This is a genomic window from Acidovorax sp. SRI_002, assembly GCF_057586455.1.
In genome coordinates, this window is record NZ_JBYCZW010000001.1 from 663,281 (window position 1) to 683,276 (window position 19,996).

Here is a 19,996-nt window from a genome sequence, read left to right on the forward strand (position 1 = left end):
ACCAGCTCTCACACCACGTAGTCAGCAGCCTCAGGCTTCGCAGTCCAGTCGATAGGGTCTTGCTGCAGCACCATGTCGATGTCCAGCCCCAGGGCCAAGCCCACTTCGCCGGGGAACGACACGGCCAGTTCCTTTTCGCCCAGTTCTGCCTCACGCGCTCGGGCGCGCCAGGACGCCAGGTGGATCACGCCCGCGAGGGGCTCGTAGGCATTGTTGTCAAACGGCGCGCTCTGGTGGTGCAGGGCATCCACCACCACCTCGGGCAAACGCCAGCGGCGCGCCAGCCCGGCCGTCACATGACCATAGCAGTAGCCAAAGATGCGCTGCTCGATCTTGCCGCGCCGCAGGTCAAACGGGGCCACCAGTGTGTTGACCGACTGGGCTTTGTCCGGGTCGGCCAGGTGAATCACAAGCTCGCCCAGCGCGTGCAGCAGGCCGGTGGTGTACGCAGCAGTCTGGTTCTGGTGCACGATGCCCGCCAGCGACCGTGCCAGCTTGGCCGTGTTGAGGCTGTAGCGCCAGAACTGCTGCATGTGCACGCCGGGCACCGAGCGCGACGCGGTGCCCAGCGGTGCCGACGTGACCAGTGTGCGAACCTGGGCAATACCCAGCAGTGCCAGTGCTTCGGGGATGCCGGCAATCTGGCGCGGTACCTGGAAGGTGTGGGAATTGGCCAGCTCCAGCAGCCGCCCGGCCAGGGCCGGGTCGGTGCCAAAAAGCTGGTTCAGACGCCGCAGGCTGGGCTCTTCATGCGCCAGCTCGCTCATCAGCAATGCCACCGTGCGCGGAAGGCTGGGCAGAGCTACGGGTTGGGCCAGCAGTGCGTTCAGCTCCATGGGGTCAGGCACCAGAGTTGGGGTTGCTGGCGATTATGGCCCCCAACCTGCCGCAAACCCAGGCCATCCCGCCGCAATCCGTCAACGGCCCTTGGCCTGTTGCAACTTGGCAAATGCCGACGCCATGGCCGACTGTTGCACGGGCTCAGGCGCGCGGCGCTGGGGTTGTGCATAGCCGCGGCCAGCCCCCTCAAAGCGGTTGTCGCGGGGTGCACCCCGGTCGCCGCCCTGGCGCGGAGGCGCGTCGCCCAGCTTCATCGACAGGCCGATGCGCTTACGCTCCACATCCACTTCCATCACCTTGACCTTGACGATGTCGCCGGTCTTTACCACCTCACGGGCGTCATTCACAAACTTGTGGGCAAGCTGGCTCACGTGCACCAGGCCATCCTGGTGCACGCCCAGGTCGATGAAGGCGCCAAACTGGGCCACGTTGCTCACCGTGCCTTCCAGGATCATGCCTTCCTTCAGGTCCTTGATGTCTTCCACGCCATCGTTGAAGCGCGCCACCTTGAAGTCCGGACGCGGGTCGCGGCCGGGCTTTTCCAGCTCGGCCAGGATGTCCTTGACGGTAATGACACCGAATTTTTCGTTGGCAAACAGCTCGGGCTTCAAGGTCTTGAGCATGTCGGCGCGGCCCATGATCTCGGCCACGGGCTTGCCCGTCTTCTCCATGATCTGCTCTACCACGGGGTAGGTCTCGGGGTGCACGCCGGTCATATCGAGGGGGTTGTCGCCCCCCCGGATGCGCAAGAAGCCCGCGCTCTGCTCAAACGTCTTGGCGCCCAGGCCTGCCACGTCCATGAGCTGCTTGCGGCTCTTGAACGCGCCATTGGCCTCACGCCAGCGCACCACCGCCTTGGCCACGCTGCCCGACAGGCCCGAGACACGGCTGAGCAAGGGCACGCTGGCCGTGTTCAGGTCCACGCCCACCGAGTTCACGCAGTCTTCCACCACCGTGCCCAACGTGCGCGCCAGCTCGCTCTGGTTCACGTCGTGCTGGTACTGGCCCACGCCAATGCTCTTGGGGTCGATCTTGACCAGCTCGGCCAGCGGGTCCTGCAGGCGGCGTGCGATGGATGCCGCGCCACGCAGGCTCACGTCCACATCGGGCATCTCTTGCGAGGCGTATTCGCTGGCGCTATAGACCGAAGCACCGGCCTCGCTCACCACCACCTTTTCAATCACGCGGTCCACCTTGGCCGCCAGCTTGATCAGGTCGGCGGCCAGCTTGTCGGTCTCGCGGCTGGCCGTGCCGTTGCCAATCGCAATCAGGTTCACGCCGTGCTTCTCGGCCAGCTTGGCCAGGGTGTGCAGCGAGCCCTCCCAATCGCGGCGCGGCTCGTGCGGGTAGACAGTCGCGGTTTCCACCAGCTTGCCCGTGGCATCCACCACGGCCACCTTCACACCGGTGCGGATGCCCGGGTCCAGGCCCATCACCACACGCGGTCCAGCCGGCGCAGCCAGCAGCAGGTCGCGCAGGTTGTCGGCAAACACCTTGATGGCGACTTTTTCAGCGTCGTCGCGCAGGCGGGCGAACAGGTCGCGCTCGGTCGAGAGGCTGAGCTTCACGCGCCAGGTCCAGGCCACACACTTGCGGATCAGGTCATCGGTCTTGCGGCCCTGGTGGCTCCAGCCCAGGTGCAGGGCAATCTTGCCTTCGGCCATGCTGGGCTTGCCGGGTTCGGGCTCCACGGGCAGCACCAGCTTGGCTTCCAGAATCTCCAGGCCCCGACCCCGGAACACCGCCAGCGCGCGGTGCGAAGGCACGCGGCCGATGGGTTCGTCGTATTCAAAGTAGTCGCGGAACTTGGAGACCTCGGGGTCGTTCTCGTTCTTGGACTCGACCCTCTTGCTGCGCAGCAGCCCCTCGGCCCACAGCCATTCGCGCAGGTTTTGCACCAGTGCCGGGTCTTCGGCCCAGCGTTCGGAAAGGATGTCGCGCACGCCGTCCAGCACTGCGGGCACGGTCGAAAAGTCCGCGCCCGTCTTGCCATCGTCCAGCACCTCGGGCGGTTTCGTGAAGGCGGCAGCCTCCACGGCAGGGTCCAGCGTGGGGTCGGCAAAGAGCTTGTCAGCCAGCGGCTCGATGCCGAACTCGCGGGCCATCTGGCCCTTGGTGCGACGCTTTTGCTTGAACGGCAGGTAGATGTCTTCCAGCTCCTGCTTCGTTGGAGCTGCGGCAATGGCAGCACGCAGCGCATCGGTCAGCTTGCCCTGCTCGTCAATGCTCTTGAGCACCGCAGCGCGGCGGTCGTCCAGCTCGCGCAGGTAAGACAGGCGGGCTTCCAGCTCGCGCAGCTGGATATCGTCCAGCCCACCGGTGACTTCCTTGCGGTAGCGCGCGATAAAGGGCACCGTGGCGCCCCCGTCCAGCAGCTCCACCGCTGCGCGCACCTGTTGTTCACTAACCCTGATTTCTGCGGCCAACTGCCGGATGATCTGCTGCATGTGTGGGCAAACTCTCTGAGACTCGGTCAAACAAACGAACAAAAACGCGAAGCGCGGGAGTTTGCCACAGGCACTATTGGTAACAACCCGAGGGAACAACCGGCCTTGCCATGAGGGCGGGGTGGGCTGTCTAGAATGCTCCAGCCTCCAAGACCGCCCCTTCATGCAGCCCCTGCCCTTCCCCATCCGCACAGAATGCCCGCCGGGCGCTTGTGTCTGCGACCGGGATGCCCTGCTGCAATCCCCCGATGCCGTGCTGGAGGCACGCATCCTGCAGCTCACCCAGGCTGAAGAAAAGAAGTTGCTGCAGCGGCTGGAGAACATCACCAGCCTGAGCGACCTGCGGCGTTTGCAGGAGCGCATGGAGCAGCAGCTGGGCCTGCGCCTGACCATTGCCCCCAGCCCCAACGAAGTGCGCACCCTGCGCGGCATCACCATCCTGGTCCACGAGCAGCGCGGGCTGTGCCGCAAGACGCGCCAGGCCATCCCGGCCGCCATCAAGAAGGGCATGGACCAGCGGCCGGAGATCACGTACGAGCTGCTGAACGAAGGCGGGTTGTTCTCGGGGTTGTGACCCCGCGCATCCGTCTCTTCGCCCACCCGCCCTGCCCGCCGCATGCAAGACGACCTGTTCGGCAGCCCCGAAGCCCCAACACCTCCTGTGCCTTCGCGGCATTCCACCCGGCCGACCAAAGCCGATGCGCCCGAAGCCGCAGAACACGCCGCGCCGCCTGCCCCGCGCAAACGCTCCAGCCAGGTAGCCGCCATGGCGCGCGACGATGCGCTAACCTCCCTGGCCGCCGCCCTGCCCCGGCAGTTGCGCCTGGGCACCTCCAGCTGGACCTACCCCGGCTGGAAAGGCCTGGTGTGGGAGGGCGAACATTCCGACACGCAACTGTCCAAGCAAGGCCTGGCGGTGTATGCCCAGCACCCGCTGATGCGCACCGTGAGCATTGACCGCAGCTTTTACCGGCCGCTCACCGTGAGCCAGTACGAACGCTACGCCTCGCAGGTGCCCGACGACTTCCGGTTTGTGGTGAAGGCACCAAGTGTGGTGACCGACGCCCTGGTGCGCAGCGAAGACGGCCGGGGCCGCCAGGCCAACCCGGCATTCTTGAGCCCCGAACTGGCCCGCAGCGAGTGTGTGGAACCTGCCCTGCAAGGCCTGAGGCACAAGCTGGGCGCGCTGGTGTTCCAGCTCAGCCCGCTCCCGCTGGCGCAGCTGGACCGCATGCCCCTCCTGCTGGAGCGCCTGCGCGCCATGCTGCTCGCGCAGCCCGCACTGGCGCCACTGGCACCCGATGGCGTCATCGCCGTGGAAGTGCGCGACCCCGAATGGCTGACCCCCGACTTTGCCGCCGTGCTGCGCGAAGCCGGTGCCACCTACTGCCTGGGCCTGCACGCCAAGATGCCGCCACTGCAGCAACAGCTGCCCATGCTGCGCGCGCTGTGGCCCGGCCCCCTGGTGTGCCGCTGGAACCTGAACCCGGTGCATGGCCCCTATGGCTATGAAGAGGCGGAGCGCCTGTACGCCCCCTACGACCGCCTGCACCACCCCGACCTGCCCACCCGGGCGGAGCTGGCCAGCGTGATTGCGGGCATCACGCGCCGGGGGCAGAACGCTTTTGTGACCATCAGCAACCATGCTGAGGGCTGCGCGCCGCTGACGGTGCGCGGTGTGGCCGACGAAGTGGCTGCGGTGCTGACGGCAGCGCCACGCTGATGTGCTCGCGCACCAGCGACGTCCCTGCGGGTGAGTCTGAGCGCGGTGTGAGCCGGATGCGATGTACCGCTCTGGAAGGCGAAATACTCACATATTCATAGCTTCTAGCGCTTATCCATCAAGCGCTAGAGGCACTTTTTATTCAAATTTTCTGCAAGCGCTTGCGGCACGGACTAGGCATGCACCATCGCCCCGCGCCTGCCGCCCAGCGTGATCCACGCCAGCGCCACGCCCACCAGCGCCCCGGTGGCCATGCCGACTACCATGGGCAAGGGCTTGCCGGTGGCAAACAGGCCGACCACGCCCATGGCCAAGGCGCCCGTCAGCATCTGCAGTGTGCCCAGCAGGGCCGATGCCGTGCCGGCGATGGCGCCGTGTTTCTCCAGCGCCAGCACCGAGGTGGTGGGGATCACCAGCCCCATGAGCGCGCTGGCTACAAAGTACAAACCGATCAGCACGGCCAGGTCATCGCCGCCCAGCAGGTAGTAAAGCAGCAACGACGCCATGACCGCGCCCGAGGCCGTGGCCGCCGCCTTCACCACCCGCACCATGCCAAAGCGCTCACCCAGCGTGGCGGTGAATTGGGAGGCGCCGATGAACGCTGCCGCGTTAACCCCAAAGGCCAGGCTGTACTGCGTGGGCGTCAGCCCGTAGTGGTTGATGAGCACAAACGGCGAGCCCGCCAGGTACACAAAAAACCCGGCCATGGCACAGCCGCCAATGAACACCAGGCCCAGGTAGTGCCAGTCGCGCAGCAGCAACGCATAGGCGCGCAGGGCGCCGCCCAGGCTGCTTTCCACGCGGTCGGACGCGGGGCGCGTCTCCTGCAAGCTGCCGTACACCAGCGCCAGCCCCGCCACGGCGGCCACGGCCACCACCCAGAAGACGCCGCGCCAGCCGGTCAGGGCAATCACCCCGCTGCCCGCCAGCGGCGCCAGGATAGGCGACACGCTGAACACCAGGATCAGCAGCGACATCAGCCGCGCTGCATCGGTGCCCGTGTGCAGGTCGCGCACCACGGCACGCGGTATGGCCATGCCCGCCGCCGCGCCCAGACCCTGCAAAAAGCGCAGGGCCACCAGGGTTTCGATGTCACTGGCCAGCGCACACCCCACGCTGGCCACCGTGAACAGGCCCAGGCCAAAGTACAGCGGCGGCTTGCGCCCCACCATGTCGGAGATAGGGCCGTAGAACAGCTGGCCAGCCCCCAGCGCCAGGAAAAACGCCGTCAGGCTCCACTGCACAGCGCCCACCGACGCCCCCAGGCTGGCGCCAATGTCGGGCAGCGCGGGCAGGTACATGTCGATGGCAAAGGGGCCGATGGCCGAGAGCAGGCCCAGGATGAGGGCCATTTTGAGGAAGCGGGAAAAATGCATAGCCGCCCATTGTCACCATTTCGGTGCATGAACTCGGGTAAACCCTTAATGAATGGCCAAAAGCGCTACCCGGGCACGGCAGGTACTGCGCCCACCCTTCAGTCCGGAGCCAGTTCGATGCGGTTGCGCCCGGCCTGCTTGGCGCGGTACATGGCGCGGTCGGCGCGGCGCACCAGTTCTTCGGGGGCCTGGTCACGCTGGGGCACAAGGCTGGCCACGCCAAAACTCACGGTAACGATGCCAAAGGGTGCCCCCTCATGCGGCAAGGCCAGCGCCTGGATGGCCTGCTGGATCTGGCGGGCCACTTCCATGGCAGCCTGCGCGTCCGACGCCGGCAGCAGCACCACAAACTCCTCGCCACCAAAGCGCGCCGCCAGATCACCCTCGCGGCGCCCGCCGGTTTGCGCCAGGGTGAGGGCCAGCGCCTGCAGGCAGGCATCGCCCGCCAGGTGACCATAGTGGTCGTTGAAGTGCTTGAACACGTCCACGTCCAGCATGATCAGCGAGAGCGGCGTCTGCGCCCGCTGGGCGCGGGCCCATTCGTGCGCCAGGGTCTGGTCAAAATGGCGGCGGTTGGCAATGCCGGTGAGCCCATCGGTGTTGCTGATCAGTTGCAGCCGCTGGTTGGCCTGCGCCAGGGCCTGGGTGCGCTCTTCCACCAGCGCCTCCAACTCCAGGTTGCGCTGCTGCAGGCGGCCTACCGGGTACACCTCGCCGTCACGCGCCAGGCCGTAGGGGATGGAAATGCTGCTGTGGGCAATCTTCCAGTCGCCCTCCTCATGGCGAAACACCAGCACCAGTCGCGCGGTCTCGCGGGCAAACAGTGCGTCAGGAATGGGCAGCCGGATGTGGAAAAACGCCGTGACGGCCACCACGTCATCGCTCAGCTCCTGGGGGAAGAGGTCCAGCACGTCAATGCCGATGCGGCCGGGCACCTGGGCAAAGTCCTGCAAGGTGACGTCAACCCAATCGCTACGGCTCTTGACCAGCTGGTCGCTGCTGCCCGCAAAGCCGCTGAAGTTGTCACTAAAACGGGTGACCAGCCTTGCGTCCCGTGCGGCATACATCTCGATGTATTCGTCGAACAGCAGGCGGATCAGCCGTTGGCGTTCTGGGGACATGGGAGGGATTCCTTGCCTGAGACTTCAAAAATTCACGGACAGCCAGCGAAGCTGCCACAGCAGCCAAGAGCCCGGAGGCGATCTCCCAAGGGTCGCGCAGCAAGGGCAAAAACAGTTGCTTCAAACGGTATAACTGAATGTAACACTCGCAACACGCCACCACTGCCCCTCCTGAGACAAGCTGCAACAGGCCGCCTTCACCGGCCCGTCCTCGGCCAGATATGTGCGGTGACAGACAGTGACACCGGCAGCAACCCTGCAGACTTTGTGGCAACAGGGAGTCTGTCTGCGCTGGCAATAGCGCACGTGCGCCCTGACCACACGCCGTAAGGCAAATCAAATCTCCTTCCTTGAGGTGAAGGCACAACAGGGCTCGGCATATGGGTACCAACCAAAGATCATTTCTGTGGGGCAAAGCCCTCACCACATCCTGGCCAACCACCGTGCAACTGCGGCGCTGGAACCAGGTGTTCCGGGCGATACGTGCGCAGTGGTTCCACCGCGCAGCACCGCATGCGAAAGTCCTCCTTCCCCGCACCACCCACACCCTCTATCCCAAGCCCGGCGCCGATGTCAGCTTGCCAGAGTGCGTTGCGGCCCTTGAGGAAATGCGCCAGGCCCTCCAGCGCGAAACCGCCCAGCGGCAAGCGCTGGAACGCGCCTTCCGCGGAACCCGCAAGGCACTCATTCAGGCCGAGGCCGATCTGGCCTGCGTGCGTGGGGGTGAGCGCCACGCGCGCCACCAAGCCCTGCATGATGAGCTGACAACCCTGCCCAACCGCCGCCACCTGATGCAGCAACTGGGCCAGGCCCTTGCCCAGCGCGGGCCTGAAGACCTTGGGCCAACGGTGATCTACATTGACCTCGACCACTTCAAGACCGTGAACGACACCCATGGACACGGCGTGGGGGACGAGGTGCTGCGCATTACCGCAGCACGGCTGAGTGCAGCAGTGCGCCACGGCGACCTGGTGGTGCGCCTTGGGGGGGCGACGAATTTGTCTGCCTGCTACAAGGCGTGGCCGACGCTGCGCCGCTGCGCCAGCTGTGCGCCAAGTTGCTGGAGGCCGTGTCCCGCCCCATGAAGGTCGCCGACCTGCAACTGCTGGTGTGCCCCAGCATTGGCGTAGCCATGTGCCCCCAGCATGGCACGGCGGCCAAAGACCTGTTGGCATGCGCCGATGCGGCGATGTATGCGGCCAAGCGCGAACGGCGCGGATTCGCGTTCTACGGCGAAGCCGCGTGATCCCGCAGGTGCCTTCCTCACAAAGTAAAACATTCCCATGAGTACGGTTACGAACAGACGGCTGCAGCGTGCGATGGGACAGTGCAAACAACGGCCACCACCATGGTGACAACCTTTCCAAAGGACTTTTGCATGCGACATCCCACACCCCGTAAGCTTTCCAGTGCCCTTCTGGGGGCGTTGGCGGTGATGTCGCTGCAAGGCTGCAAGCGCATCGAGCTTGTCACCGACTGGACGCTTGCCGCACCCTCCCCCACCGCCTACCTGGAAGACAGCGTGCTGACGTCTCGCGTCCGCGCCGCACTCATCCTGTCGCCGGTGGTAAACAGCTTCAACATCGGCGTCGAATCGCACCAGGGGGTGGTGCTGCTCAGCGGCATGGCGGCAGACCCCACGCAGATCGACCTTGCTGTGTTTGTGGCGCAAACCGTGCCCGGTGTGAGTTCGGTGGACAGCTTCATGTTCTCTACAGGCGTGGCACCCAGCCCAACCCTCGGCAAGAGCTACGTTCCCGACTCAGACACGTTGCGCAACCAGCGCAGTTTGGGCAATTTCTCACACCCTGAATCCGCCGCGCAGGATGGGACGCCGCCAGCACCGTCCCCCGTTGGGATGGCATTGAGCCATCCCCTGGCTCTGGAAACCGGGCTGCCTGCCGACACTGAACGCAAGCAGAGCGGCTGGGTCCACCTGGCCCACCGCGTGCTGGGCATTCGCAGCATTCAAGAAGAACTGTTGATCAAGCAGTAGGCGCGGCCCCTTGCCCGGAACGGGGCACAACCGTGCGGGCGCTGCGCTCTCAGAGCCTCCTGAGGTCTTCTGGATGGTCAGACTTTGGCCTTCATCAATCGCTGATAGATCTGCTTGTCTGCGGCGTAGCAGCTGCAGGCCTCGGCCTCCAACGCCTTGCGGTCGAGCACCGTGAGTTCGCCCCGGTGGTAGACGATCAACCCGCTGTCCTGAAAATGGCTGGCCGCCTCGGTCACGCCCACGCGGCGCACGCCCAGCATCAGGGCCATGAATTCCTGGGTGACGTGAAAACACTCTGAATGCGAGCGGTCCTGCATCATCAGCAGCCAGCGCGCCAGGCGCGGCGCAATCTGGTGGTAGCGCTGGCATGCCGCCGCCAGCGTCTGCTGGTGCAGGCGCGTCAGCAGGCAGGCCTGGAGCAAGGCCTCCAGTTCGGGAATCGCGTCGATCTGCGCGCGCAGTTGCTGGGCGCCGATGCGCCAGCTGGACCCGGCCCCCTGCACCAGCGCCCGCCAAGGTGTGGCCGCCAGCCCCAGAATCAGCTCCGCCCCCAGCATCGCCTCTCCCCCGACCATGCCAACTTCGAGCGGGGGGTGGCTGTCCACATCGATCACCAGGGACAGGAAACCTTCAATGGGAAAGTGGGCATGCTGCAGCGGCTTGCCCCGCACGCTCAGCTCTGCGGAAAGCACCAGTTCGAACGGTTCGCAGTGGTCCAACAACTGCTGGCGCGCGGCAGGGCGCAACTTGAGAAGAAGGGCATTTTCGGGGCGGTGCATCGGGGCGTCTCACAGGTCGGTCCGCGCCGCTCAAAGAAGCGGCATCATGACAACCGCACGGGGGCTTGCCCAGCGCAGGTCTGCGGCCAGTGTGGGCGCCCCTTTGCCGCGCGACTGTCTGCCAGCGCACACAGCACGCCTGCCCCGCCCGACCAGGCACCCCTTCGAAAACGCGCTAGCTGGCAACGCCCGTGGGCAGCAACCGGTCGTACTCCTTCTTGACGACCTCGTAGCACTCGCAGGTGCGTGCTTCCAGGCCCGGGCGATCCAGCACATTGATATGCCCCCGGGCATAGCTGATCAGCCCCGACCGCTGCAGCTTGAGGGCCGCGTCGGTCACTCCTTCGCGCCGTACACCCAGCATGTTGGCGATCAGTTCCTGCGTCATCACCAGCTGGTTGCTTTGCAGGCGGTCCAGGCTCAGCAGCAGCCAGCGGCACAACTGCTGGTCCAGCGAATGGTGGCGGTTGCACACTGCGGTCTGCGCCATCTGGGTAATGAGTGCCTGCGTGTAGCGCAGCAGCAGGTGCATGACCGGCCCGGAGCGGGAAAACTCCAGCTTCATGGCGTCGGCGCGCATGCGGTAACCCGAACCCGCGCTTTGCACCACAGCACGGCTCGGGGTAGAGCCGCCGCCCATGAAGATGGAGATGCCCACCAGGCCCTCAAAGCCCACCACAGCAATCTCTGCCGAAGCTCCGTCCTCCAGCACGTACAGCAGAGACACGATGGCGTCGGTGGGGAAATACACATACGGCATGGTTGCGCCGGATTCGTACAGCACCTGCCCCAACGCCAGTTCCACCGTCTCCAGCTGCGGCAGCCAGCGCTGCAACTCCACCTCCGGCAAAGCGGCCAGCAATTGATTCTGAAGGGGAGAGTCGGATCGTTTGATGTCGGCACCTTGTGGAACGCGGGGCGCACCACCATCGCGGTTGTGCCTGCCACGCTGGGCAAGTAACCAGTTTGTGGGGCCACGCCCTTCGGGTCTGTACGGTATCGCACATACACACATTTACCAAATGACTTCTGCCCATTCGCGCTACACGGCGCCCGCAACAGTGTCTGGCTGCCCCCGGACAGGGATCACACAGCAGAGGTCTGAAGGGAGATCGACCCAGCGCAGCCGCTCTCCCACTTGGAGCCAGCGTGCGCCAGATGAGGCACTGTCCGGCAACGCGGCAGGCTCCGCCCCTGGGGCCATCCGCACCAGGAGGAACCGCAGCGTGCGCCCACCGCGCACCAGCGTCAACTCTGCGCCCGGCCAGTGCGATGGCAGGCAAGGGGTGAAGAACAGCTCCTGCGCGCCCATCTGCAACCCCACGATGGACTCCACCGCCGCCCGGTGCAGCCAGCCCGCCGCGCCGGTGTACCAGCTCCAGCCGCCGCGCCCCACATAGGGTGGCTGGCTGTAGATGTCAGCCGCCATCACATAGGGCTCCACGGCGTACACCGGCCCCCACACCGGGTGCTGGGCCCGGTGCGCCGGGCTCAGGTAGGTGAAGTAACGGTAAGGCACATCGAACGCACCGGGGTGCTCAGGCTCCTGCAGGGCCAGTTCTGCGGCGGCCATCAGCGCCCACACGCCGCCATGGGCATATTGCCCCCCGTTCTCGCGCACGCCGGGCGGGTAGGCCTGGATGTAGCCCGCGCTGGGCTCGGCATGGCGCAGCGGGGGCGCCAGCAGCTGGATCAAGCCTGCTGCGGGGTTGACCAGATGCGCCTCGACCGCGTCCATCGCATGGCGCTGCCGCGCAGGCCTTGCTGCGCCAGAGAGCACTGCCCAGGCCTGGGCGATGAGGTCAATGCGGCCCTCGTCCCGCGTGTGGCAGCCCAGTGCCGTGCCATCGTCAAAAAAGGCGCGCTGGTACCAATCACCGTCCCACGCCTGGTTTTCCAATGCGGCGCGCCAGCCGGTCAGGGCAGCGTCCCACCGCTGCACGCGATCCAGATCGCCCTGATCGCTGGCGATCGGAATCCAGTCGCTGACGATGGCGCACAGGAACCACGCCAGCCACACCGATTCGCCGCGCCCACCATCACCCACGCGGTTCATGCCGTCGTTCCAGTCGCCGCCGCCCATCAGCGGCAGGCCGTGCGTGCCGGTGCGCAGGCTGCGGTCTATGGTGCGGGCGGCATGCTCGTAAACACTGGCCGTGGTGGTGCTGGCGCTGGGCGCTTCGTAGATGTCTTCCGCCCCTTCGGGGATCGCAGAACCTTCCAGGAACGCCACCTGCTCCTCCAGCAAGCTGTGGTCTGCCGTGCGCTGCAGGTAATGCGCGCAGGCAAAGGGCAGCCACAGCAGGTCGTCCGAGAAATGCGTGCGCACCCCGGCTCCGCCCGGCGTGTGCCACCAATGCTGCACATCGCCCGCTTCAAACTGGCGCGACGCGCACAGAACAATCTGCGCGCGCAAGGTGCCCGGCTGCGCCCAGGCCAGCGCCATTGCGTCCTGCAACTGGTCGCGGTAGCCCGTGGCACCACCCGCCTGGTAAAAGCCCGCTTTGGCAAACAGGCGTGAAGACACCGTCTGGTACAGCAGCCAGCGGTTGACCAACACGTCGAACAGCGGGTCGGGCGTGGTCACCTGCGTTGCGCCCAGCAGCAGATTCCACTGGTCGACGGTCGCCTTCTCCCGCGTGCGGGCCGCGACGGCCATGGCCCCGGCGCCCAGCGAGCGTGCTGCAGCCTCGGTGGGTGCGTAGCCCATCAGGTACACGCGCTCGAAAACCGCCCCGGCCCGCAAGGTCACCAAACGCGACAGGGCTGCACAGGGGTCCAGCCCAAACCCGCTGCGCTGCCCCAGTTGCAGGGGTACCACCAGATCGCCCTGGGCATCGAAGAACTCGCGGCGGTCGCAGGTCCAGTCCAGGCTGTCGTTGGCACGGTCGTCCGTGCCCGGCCCAGCCGAGGCTTCGCAGAAAAAGGCCGTGCCCCCACCCAAGCCTGCGGCCGCCTCGGTCTGCGTGCACAGCAGGCCCAGCAAGCGGCCATCGGGCAGTGGTGCAAAACACGGGGCGGTGGCCAGCGTGGCACGGTCGCAGCGTTTTTCGCCCATCATCCACTCCACCATGCCCACCAGGCGCAAGTGCTCGCGCCGGTTGCCCAGGTTGCGCACCTGCACAAACACCTGTTTGATGGCGGTGGCGGGGTCCACGCACCAGCGCACCTCCACCTCCAGCGCGCCTCGGCGGTGGCGGATGGTGGTAGTGCCCTGGGCGTGCTCCACGCGGTACGCCACATCGGCCGCGCCCCAGGCCGAGGGCGTCAGGCCCCACACCTCACGCGTGCGGCGGTCCTGCAGCAGCAGCCATTCGGCAGGCGGGTCGGCCACCGGGTCGTTCGACCATGCGGTGAGCTGGTTCAGGCGGCTGTTGAGCGCCCAGGTGTTGCCCGCGCCAGTTTCCGAAACCATGGCCCCCAGCTGGGCATTGGCCAGCACATTGACCCAAGGTTTGGCAGGCCGCAGCGCTGCCGACACATCAAACCCAAAGGTGCCGGTCACCGGTGCAAAACCGCCCACCGGCGCGGGCACCCGCGTGCTGCCCTGGTGCGTGAGCACTTCGTCCGTGGCGCCGCCGCGCCAAGGGCCGGCCATCGACACGCCATGGGCCGCCACCCAGGCCTTTACCTGGTGCATGAGCGCATGGCCATCGGCCTGCAGGGTGATGCGGGCCAGGCTCACCAAGGTGCCCAGCTGCGCAGCCGACAGCTCATCGAGCCGTAGCACCCGCAGGCTGGTCACCGCCGGGCCGGTGTGTGTGGCCAGGTCGGCATCGTGGTGTTCGCGCAGCAGCGTCAGCTCGCGCAGCAGGGGCATGTGGTACGAGTGCGATTCGCTGCTGAGCACCATCAGGTCGCAGGCTACGCCGCCATGCGCCCATTCGCGCAGCGCCTGGGCCAGCGTGCGCAGCAAGCCCATGCCCTGGGGCGATCCGGCCATCACCAACACGATGGGCCGGTCACCCGACAGGCCCAGTTGCCACAGCGTGCGCCGGTCACACACGGGGTGGGCGGCCTGGGCCTCGGTCAGCACGCCCAGGTAGGGGGTGTGGACCTTGGGCAGCGTGAACACCAGCGCCGTGGTCAGTGCCTGCAACGCGGGCAGGTAGTCGCGGTGCGGGCGGTGCGATGCCCACTGGATACTGGCCAGAGTGGCCGACATGGCCGAAGCGCGCTCCAGATAGGTGGGCTGGCGGTACTTGTCGATGATGGCCAGCAGCGTGGCCGGGTCTTGCGATGCCGCCGTAGCGAACGTGACGCAGGCCTGCGCACCAGGCGCAATGCGCAGCATCACACCCAGAGCGGCCACGGCGTCCAGGCCCGTGTCCAGCGATGCAGGCACTTCGGGCACACGGTTGAGCAAGGCCAGCGGCTGGCTGGGCGTGTGGTTGCGCCCCAGCCAGAGCTGCCGGTCTGTCTGGCAACGCAGGCCCAGCACGTGCCCTTGAGTATCGGCAACAAAGTGCGCAGCCTGCAGGGTGGTCTCGGTCTGCAGCCGGGGCGTTCGGATGAACCGCAGCGCCTGCTGTGCGGGCAGCCAGTCGGCGGCGACGAAAAGGTTGGAGAACGCGGGGTGCGCCTCGTCGGCCGCGTGGGTGGCCAGGGTGATGTCCAGGGCCGAAATCAGCTCCAACTCGATCACCTCATCTCCCAGGTTGCTCACCACCACCTTGCGCAGTTCAATGTCGTCTTCCGGGCTCACCCACACGGTGGTGTGCACGCGCAGCCCCGGCCACAGTGCGTCAAAACACACGCGGTCGGTGTGGAAGATGCTGCCATACACGGCACGCGCATCGGGCGCGGGGTGGCTGGTGACGGACGCGGGCACGCTGGAGCCCATCTGCCGCACATACAGAAAGCTGCCATGTGCATCCCGCAGCGCATCGTCGCGCCAGCGGGTGATGCCCGTCTGGTGCCAGCGGCTCCACCCTGCCCCGTTGGCGCGCAGGGTAACGCTGTAGCGCCCGTTGCCCAGCAGGTGTGTGGGCTCCAAGACCTGGGCGCCCGGGGTGACGGGGCGCACATGGTCGGGCGTTTTTTGTTGGCGCGCATGCAGCGGCAGGCGCGGCGGTGTGGCCTGCAAGGTGGGCAGCTCGCGCGGGGCGCGCTCCTGCAGCAGCGGCAGCACGGCTTCGATGCGGGCATGCGCCGTGCCCCAGCGCTGCGCAACGCCACCGAGCAGCACGTTGGCCAGCGCCACGATGGTCATGCCCTGGTGGTGGGCCATGTAGGTGCTGACCAGCGTGAGCCGCTCGCCATGGGTCTGGCGTTCGGGCGTGAAGTCCAGCGCCTCGTAAAAACCGTAGCGCCCCCGCGCCGACAGTGCGGCCAGCGTGCGGAAGTTGGCGCAGGCTGCGCGGGCATCCACCTGGGTGGCCAGCGCCGTGGCATAGGGGGCAATCACCAGCTCGCCCACGGGCGTGCGGCGCAAGGCCAAGCGGGGCACGCCCTGCGGCGCGTACTGGTAGGCCAGCGTGTGGTCGCGCCCGGCGTAGGCGCATTCTGAAATGCCCCAGGGCATGTCTTTGCCCAAGACCTGCACCAGCGCCACATGCTCACGCAGGGCGGACCGCCCTGCCTCGCCCAGGGCGCTGTGATACGGCTCGTCCATGACCAGCGTGGGCATCAGGTACTCGAACATCGAGCCTGACCACGAGCGCAGCACCGCATGGTGGCCGCTGGCAAAGAACGGCCGCCCCAGGGCCGCCCAGTGCTTGACGGGCAAGTCGCCCTTGGCGACGGCCAGGAGGCTGGTAGTGCGCGACTCGGACGCGAGCAAGTCGTAGAACGAGGTGTCCAGCTGCTGCTCGTCCACCCGGTAGCCAATGTGCAACAGGTGCCGGCGGGGGTGGTACAGAAACCGGAAGTCGGCCTGCCAGGCCAGGGCATCCAGCGCCTCTGCCAGCCCCATGAGGCGCCGCGTGGCCTCGGGTGCGCCGCCGTTGTGTGCGGCCTGCTGGTCACGGTCCACCGACTGCAGTGTGGCCAGGTGGTCGGCCAGCAGCCACAGCAGTTCGTCCTGCGCCGTGGGCGGGCTGTGCACGATGGCCGGGTGGCGTGGCTGGGCCATGCTGCGCAGCTCGTCCTGCGCCTGCGCCAGCAGCGCGCGAAACGCCGTGGCCTCCGGCTGGTGCGCCGGGTCCGGCAGACGCATTCCCAGCAGACGGCTCAAGGCGGACGAGGGCTGCATCCCACGCAAGCCCGGGTGGTGGACGCCCAGCCGGGGCTGCAGTCGAGCCAGCGAGGTGCGGATGGCCTGCGCACCCGCCAGCGGTGACAGTGGCTGCGCCGCCAGCGCGCTGCAGGCCTGCGCCACGGCAACCAGGTGCGCGCAGAGATTGCCGCTGTCCACCGTGGACACATAACGCGGGTGCAGGGGCTGCAGGGTTTCGGTGTCGTACCAGTTCAGGAAGTGGCCCCGGTGCCGCTCCATGGCTTGCAGGGTCACGAGGGTGGCTTCGAGCCGGTCGAGCAGCTCCAGCGTGCCGATCCAGCCGAACTGGCGCGCACAGCTGGCGCTCAGCAGGTACAGCCCGATGTTGGTGGGCGAGGTACGGTGCGCCACCATTTCATACGGGGCGGTCTGGAGGTTGTCGGGCGGCAGGTGGTGGTTGGGGGCGTCTACACAGCGCTCGAACAAACGCCAAGTGTCGCGCGCCACGCCGTGCAGCAGGTCCTGGTCTTGTGCCGACAGTGTTGGGTTGCCCAGGCCAGACGGAACGCGGTTGGCCAGCCACACCAGCAGCGGCGACAGCGCCCACAGCGCCAGCAGCGGCCCCACCAAGGCCCAGGGTGCCTGGGTTCCACCGGCCCACAGCGCCACGCCACAGCCCAGCGCCAGCAAGGGTGCCGCCTTGTGTCTGCGCAGCGTGGCGCCCAGGCCTGTGATCAGGGTGTTCTGCGCAGCCTCGGCCGTGGTCCACTCCAGCAGATGCCAGCGGCTCACGGCCTGCCGGTGCACGGTGCGCACCACGGCATCGCCCAGCAGCAGCGCCTGCTGCGGCAGCAGGGCCAAGTGCCACACACCACTGGCCAGGGCCCTCAACAGGTCGCCCGATGCTTCGTGCACAAAACGCATGCCGACCAGCCCAAAACGGCTGGGCACCCAGCCCGCAAGTGCCCCCATCAAGGGCGCAGCCGCATAGGCCGCCACCACCAGCGCCAGCGTGCTGGCCAAGGGCAGGCCCAGCCCCGCCAGGGCCAGCACCACCAGCACCAGCGATGCAGGCGCCACGAGCGAGCGGCGCAGGTTGTCCAGCAGCTTCCAGCGGTTGACGGGCGAAAGGCCCCAGCGCTGGGCCTGGGCCAGAAAGGGCCACAGCTGCCAGTCGCCCCGCGTCCAGCGGTGCAGGCGGGCGGCTGCGGTGTCACTGTGTTCGGGCTCCGCCTCCACCAGCGTCACATCGCTGACCACGGCGCAGCGTGCCAGCGCACCTTCGAGCAGGTCGTGGCTCAGCACCTGGTCGGCCGGCAGGCGCCCGCCCAGCACGGCGTGCACCGTGGCCACATGCAGCAGGCCCTTGCCGGTGAAGCTGCCTTCGGCAAAAAAATCCTGGTACACGTCAGACGTCATGGCGCTATACGGGTCCAGCCCCTGCTGGCCCGCAAACAGCCATTGCCACAACGAGGTGGTGGCAGCGGTGGGCAGTGGCGCCAGCACCCGGGGCTGCAGGATGCCGTAGCCCTGTACCACGCGCTGGCCTGTGGCATCCAGCCGGGGCTGGTTCTCGGGGTGCTCGGCCACCCCCACCAGGCTGCGCAGGCGGCCCGGGGGCAGCTGCGTATCGCTGTCCAGCGTGAGCACATAGCGGGTCTGCGGTGCCAGGTGCGAGAGTTCGCCCAAGTCCAGGAAGGCGCCTTGCCCGCCAGTGGCGAGGGCCGCCACCAGCTGTTCGAGCTTGCCGCGCTTGCGCTCCCAGCCGATCCACTGCTGCTGCGTGGGGCTGTAGGTGCGGGTGCGGTGCAGCAGCAAAAACCGCGGGGCACCGCCCGTGATAGACGGGTGCTGGGCATTCAGGGCCAACATCAAGCCCTCGGCATGGGCCAGCAGCACGCCGTCTTCGGGCAGGTCTTGCACATCGGCATCCACACCGTCGGTCAGCAGCGCAAATTGCGCAAAGGGCTCGGGGTTGGCCAGGTAATGCAGGTGCAGGCGGTGCACCAGCCGGTCGATGGTGCCGGTGCTGCTGAGCAGGGCCGGGATAGCCACCAGCACACGTGCCGATACCGGAATGCCCGCTGGCAGCAGGTAGCGGGGCATGTAGGTCGGACGGACGGATTCGCCAATGAGCCGGTTGACCACGGCCACCACGATCTCGGACACCGGCAGCAGCAACAAGACGGCGAGCAGCGCCAGGCCCGCAAGATGGGCTGCGCTGGTATCGGGCCCCGCCTGCACACCCCACAGGGGCGCCATCAGCCAGGCCAGCAGACCGAGCGAGCCCAGCAGCAAGGCGCCCAGGTACAGCGGCACACGCGACAGGCCCACCGCAGACCGCCACAGGGCCACCGCGTCGGTGGCATGTCGGCGCACACCCAGGGCATGCTCCAGCTGGTTGCGCCCGGCGCCTTGCAGCCAATAGCCTGCCAAGGCCTGCGCAGCTCCCGGATGATCTGGAGGCTCGCCGTCGGCACCCGACATCAGCACCAGCAGCGCCTGCGCCACGGCGGCCTCGCCCTGCCCGCTGCGGGCCGACAGGTTTTCGATGCCATGCAAGGTGGTGTTGCGGGTGGACTCGTCTTCGGCCGCGAACACGGGCGACTGCAGCATGGCGCGCAGCACCAGGCTGGTCTGGCTGATGATGTCGGACCAGTCGGCCGCGCCCACCCGCCGCAGTGCCGTGACGGCATTGCCCATGCTCAGCTGGTCGGCGGCCTGGTTGATCTGCTGCTGGGCCTGCAACGCCACCAAGTCGGGCACAGCGGTCAGCAACCACTGCTGTACGGGCGTTGGCGTGCCTGCAGCGGCATGCCCGCCCACCACGCCGCGCCCCATCATCGACTGCGCCAGGTGGGCCAGGAACACCGGTGCCACGCCACGCTGCTCCATGGCTGCGCAGGCGGCATCCAGCGTCAACACGTTCAGGTCCTTGCTGCGGGCGGCGCACAGGCTGGCCAGCTCCTGCGCGGCCTTGTGGCTGGCCAGGCGCTCGGCCAAGCGGCGCAGGTTCTCCACCAGCACCACACGCAGCGTGGTGGGCAACGCCCACAGCTCCCCCTGGCTCAGCTCGCGGGTCTGCTGGTAGGCATTGAGATAGTGCACCAGCAGCGACTCATCAAACGCGCTGTCGGTATGGGCCACAAACGACCACGCCACACCGTACACACGCGGCAGGCCCACCAGCGGGGCGTCTTTGAGCACCGGCAGCGAGCGGTAGTAACGCGGTGGCAGCCCGGCCCGGATCTCCTTGAGCTGGCTTTCGATCAGGTGGAAGTTGTCAAACAGCCATTCAGCGGCGGGGCTGATGGCATGCTCGTCATGCGGTGCATCGAACAGGTAGCGGTATGCGGCCCGCAGCGCGCGGATGTTGCTCTGCAGGCGTGGGTAAAAGGTGGTGCGGCCAAACGGTGCCTTGCCTGCGTCGTGGGACGCGCCCAGGTGCCTGCCATGCTCTTCGAAGCGGGCCACGCCAAACACTTCGGCCCGCAAGGGGTCCAGCACCAGGCCTGCCCGGGCATCGAGCATGCGGTCCAGCGCAGAAGGAACCCAGG

The 19,996-nt window shown here is 67.1% G+C and carries 13 protein-coding genes; 5 read left to right on the plus strand and 8 right to left on the minus strand.

Translation table 11 applies throughout. The features are described 5' to 3' along the window. Nucleotides 1-8: 8 nt before the first annotated feature. Entirely contained in the window at nucleotides 9-836 is an 828-nt protein-coding gene (locus AC2YJX_RS02935; protein WP_055393979.1) for an HDOD domain-containing protein, read from the minus strand. An 81-nt stretch (nucleotides 837-917) separates the two neighbouring features. Beyond that, a complete protein-coding gene (locus AC2YJX_RS02940; RefSeq protein WP_228898382.1) occupies nucleotides 918-3,287 on the minus strand; it encodes a Tex family protein in 2,370 nt (789 codons plus the stop codon). 163 nt (nucleotides 3,288-3,450) lie between these two features. Between AC2YJX_RS02940 and AC2YJX_RS02945 the strand changes: the two genes are divergently transcribed. After that, nucleotides 3,451-3,861 carry a hypothetical protein gene (locus AC2YJX_RS02945; protein WP_121420358.1) on the plus strand — a complete coding sequence of 137 codons (411 nt, stop codon included), beginning with the start codon at nucleotides 3,451-3,453 and terminating at the stop codon, nucleotides 3,859-3,861. 42 nt (nucleotides 3,862-3,903) lie between these two features. Further along, a complete protein-coding gene (locus tag AC2YJX_RS02950; RefSeq protein ID WP_228898380.1) occupies nucleotides 3,904-5,010 on the plus strand; it encodes a DUF72 domain-containing protein in 1,107 nt (368 codons plus the stop codon). A 173-nt stretch (nucleotides 5,011-5,183) separates the two neighbouring features. Here the strand turns inward: AC2YJX_RS02950 and AC2YJX_RS02955 are convergent, their stop codons facing one another. From AC2YJX_RS02955 to AC2YJX_RS02965, 3 genes are all read right to left on the minus strand, one after another. After that, entirely contained in the window at nucleotides 5,184-6,386 is a 1,203-nt protein-coding gene (locus AC2YJX_RS02955; protein ID WP_228898373.1) for a multidrug effflux MFS transporter, read from the minus strand. Nucleotides 6,387-6,484: 98 nt separating this feature from the next. Further along, complete coding sequence (locus AC2YJX_RS02960) at nucleotides 6,485-7,507, minus strand: GGDEF domain-containing protein (RefSeq protein ID WP_487255235.1); 1,023 nt, start codon at nucleotides 7,505-7,507, stop codon at nucleotides 6,485-6,487. Nucleotides 7,508-7,905: 398 nt separating this feature from the next. Next, nucleotides 7,906-8,409, minus strand: coding sequence for a hypothetical protein (locus AC2YJX_RS02965; protein WP_487255426.1), 504 nt, complete (start codon nucleotides 8,407-8,409; stop codon nucleotides 7,906-7,908). Between AC2YJX_RS02965 and AC2YJX_RS02970 the strand changes: the two genes are divergently transcribed. The 3 genes from AC2YJX_RS02970 to AC2YJX_RS02980 all read left to right on the plus strand — a co-directional run bounded on the left by AC2YJX_RS02970 (nucleotide 8,299) and on the right by AC2YJX_RS02980 (nucleotide 9,503). Beyond that, nucleotides 8,299-8,592, plus strand: a complete 294-nt coding sequence (locus tag AC2YJX_RS02970) for a GGDEF domain-containing protein (protein WP_487255416.1) — start codon at nucleotides 8,299-8,301, stop codon at nucleotides 8,590-8,592. The genes AC2YJX_RS02965 and AC2YJX_RS02970 overlap by 111 nt on opposite strands. Next, nucleotides 8,526-8,753 (plus strand): diguanylate cyclase domain-containing protein, encoded by a 228-nt coding sequence (locus AC2YJX_RS02975; protein ID WP_487255236.1) that lies wholly within the window; start codon nucleotides 8,526-8,528, stop codon nucleotides 8,751-8,753. The genes AC2YJX_RS02970 and AC2YJX_RS02975 overlap by 67 nt, the downstream gene beginning before the upstream one ends. Before the next feature lie 132 nt (nucleotides 8,754-8,885). Continuing rightward, nucleotides 8,886-9,503 carry a BON domain-containing protein gene (locus AC2YJX_RS02980; RefSeq protein WP_233559240.1) on the plus strand — a complete coding sequence of 206 codons (618 nt, stop codon included), beginning with the start codon at nucleotides 8,886-8,888 and terminating at the stop codon, nucleotides 9,501-9,503. A 77-nt stretch (nucleotides 9,504-9,580) separates the two neighbouring features. On the opposite strand, the gene AC2YJX_RS02985 is transcribed toward AC2YJX_RS02980, so the two are convergent. From AC2YJX_RS02985 to AC2YJX_RS02995, 3 genes are all read right to left on the minus strand, one after another. Further along, entirely contained in the window at nucleotides 9,581-10,282 is a 702-nt protein-coding gene (locus AC2YJX_RS02985) for a Crp/Fnr family transcriptional regulator (protein ID WP_487255237.1), read from the minus strand. A 175-nt stretch (nucleotides 10,283-10,457) separates the two neighbouring features. Then, the gene (locus AC2YJX_RS02990) at nucleotides 10,458-11,132 is read right to left on the minus strand and encodes a Crp/Fnr family transcriptional regulator (RefSeq protein WP_487255417.1); all 675 of its coding nucleotides are present in this window, start codon (nucleotides 11,130-11,132) and stop codon (nucleotides 10,458-10,460) included. 192 nt (nucleotides 11,133-11,324) lie between these two features. Next, nucleotides 11,325-19,970: a glycoside hydrolase family 94 protein gene (locus tag AC2YJX_RS02995; protein WP_487255238.1), complete on the minus strand. Its 8,646-nt coding sequence runs from the start codon at nucleotides 19,968-19,970 to the stop codon at nucleotides 11,325-11,327. Nucleotides 19,971-19,996: the final 26 nt, after the last annotated feature.

Coding starts and splice junctions, on each gene's coding strand:
- AC2YJX_RS02935 (WP_055393979.1), bottom strand. CDS start 836: ATGGAGCTGAACGCACTGCTGGCCCAACCCGTAGCTCTGCCCAGCCTT.
- AC2YJX_RS02940 (WP_228898382.1), bottom strand. CDS start 3,287: ATGCAGCAGATCATCCGGCAGTTGGCCGCAGAAATCAGGGTTAGTGAA.
- AC2YJX_RS02945 (WP_121420358.1), top strand. CDS start 3,451: ATGCAGCCCCTGCCCTTCCCCATCCGCACAGAATGCCCGCCGGGCGCT.
- AC2YJX_RS02950 (WP_228898380.1), top strand. CDS start 3,904: ATGCAAGACGACCTGTTCGGCAGCCCCGAAGCCCCAACACCTCCTGTG.
- AC2YJX_RS02955 (WP_228898373.1), bottom strand. CDS start 6,386: ATGCATTTTTCCCGCTTCCTCAAAATGGCCCTCATCCTGGGCCTGCTC.
- AC2YJX_RS02960 (WP_487255235.1), bottom strand. CDS start 7,507: ATGTCCCCAGAACGCCAACGGCTGATCCGCCTGCTGTTCGACGAATAC.
- AC2YJX_RS02970 (WP_487255416.1), top strand. CDS start 8,299: ATGCAGCAACTGGGCCAGGCCCTTGCCCAGCGCGGGCCTGAAGACCTT.
- AC2YJX_RS02980 (WP_233559240.1), top strand. CDS start 8,886: ATGCGACATCCCACACCCCGTAAGCTTTCCAGTGCCCTTCTGGGGGCG.
- AC2YJX_RS02985 (WP_487255237.1), bottom strand. CDS start 10,282: ATGCACCGCCCCGAAAATGCCCTTCTTCTCAAGTTGCGCCCTGCCGCG.
- AC2YJX_RS02995 (WP_487255238.1), bottom strand. CDS start 19,970: ATGCTCGATGCCCGGGCAGGCCTGGTGCTGGACCCCTTGCGGGCCGAA.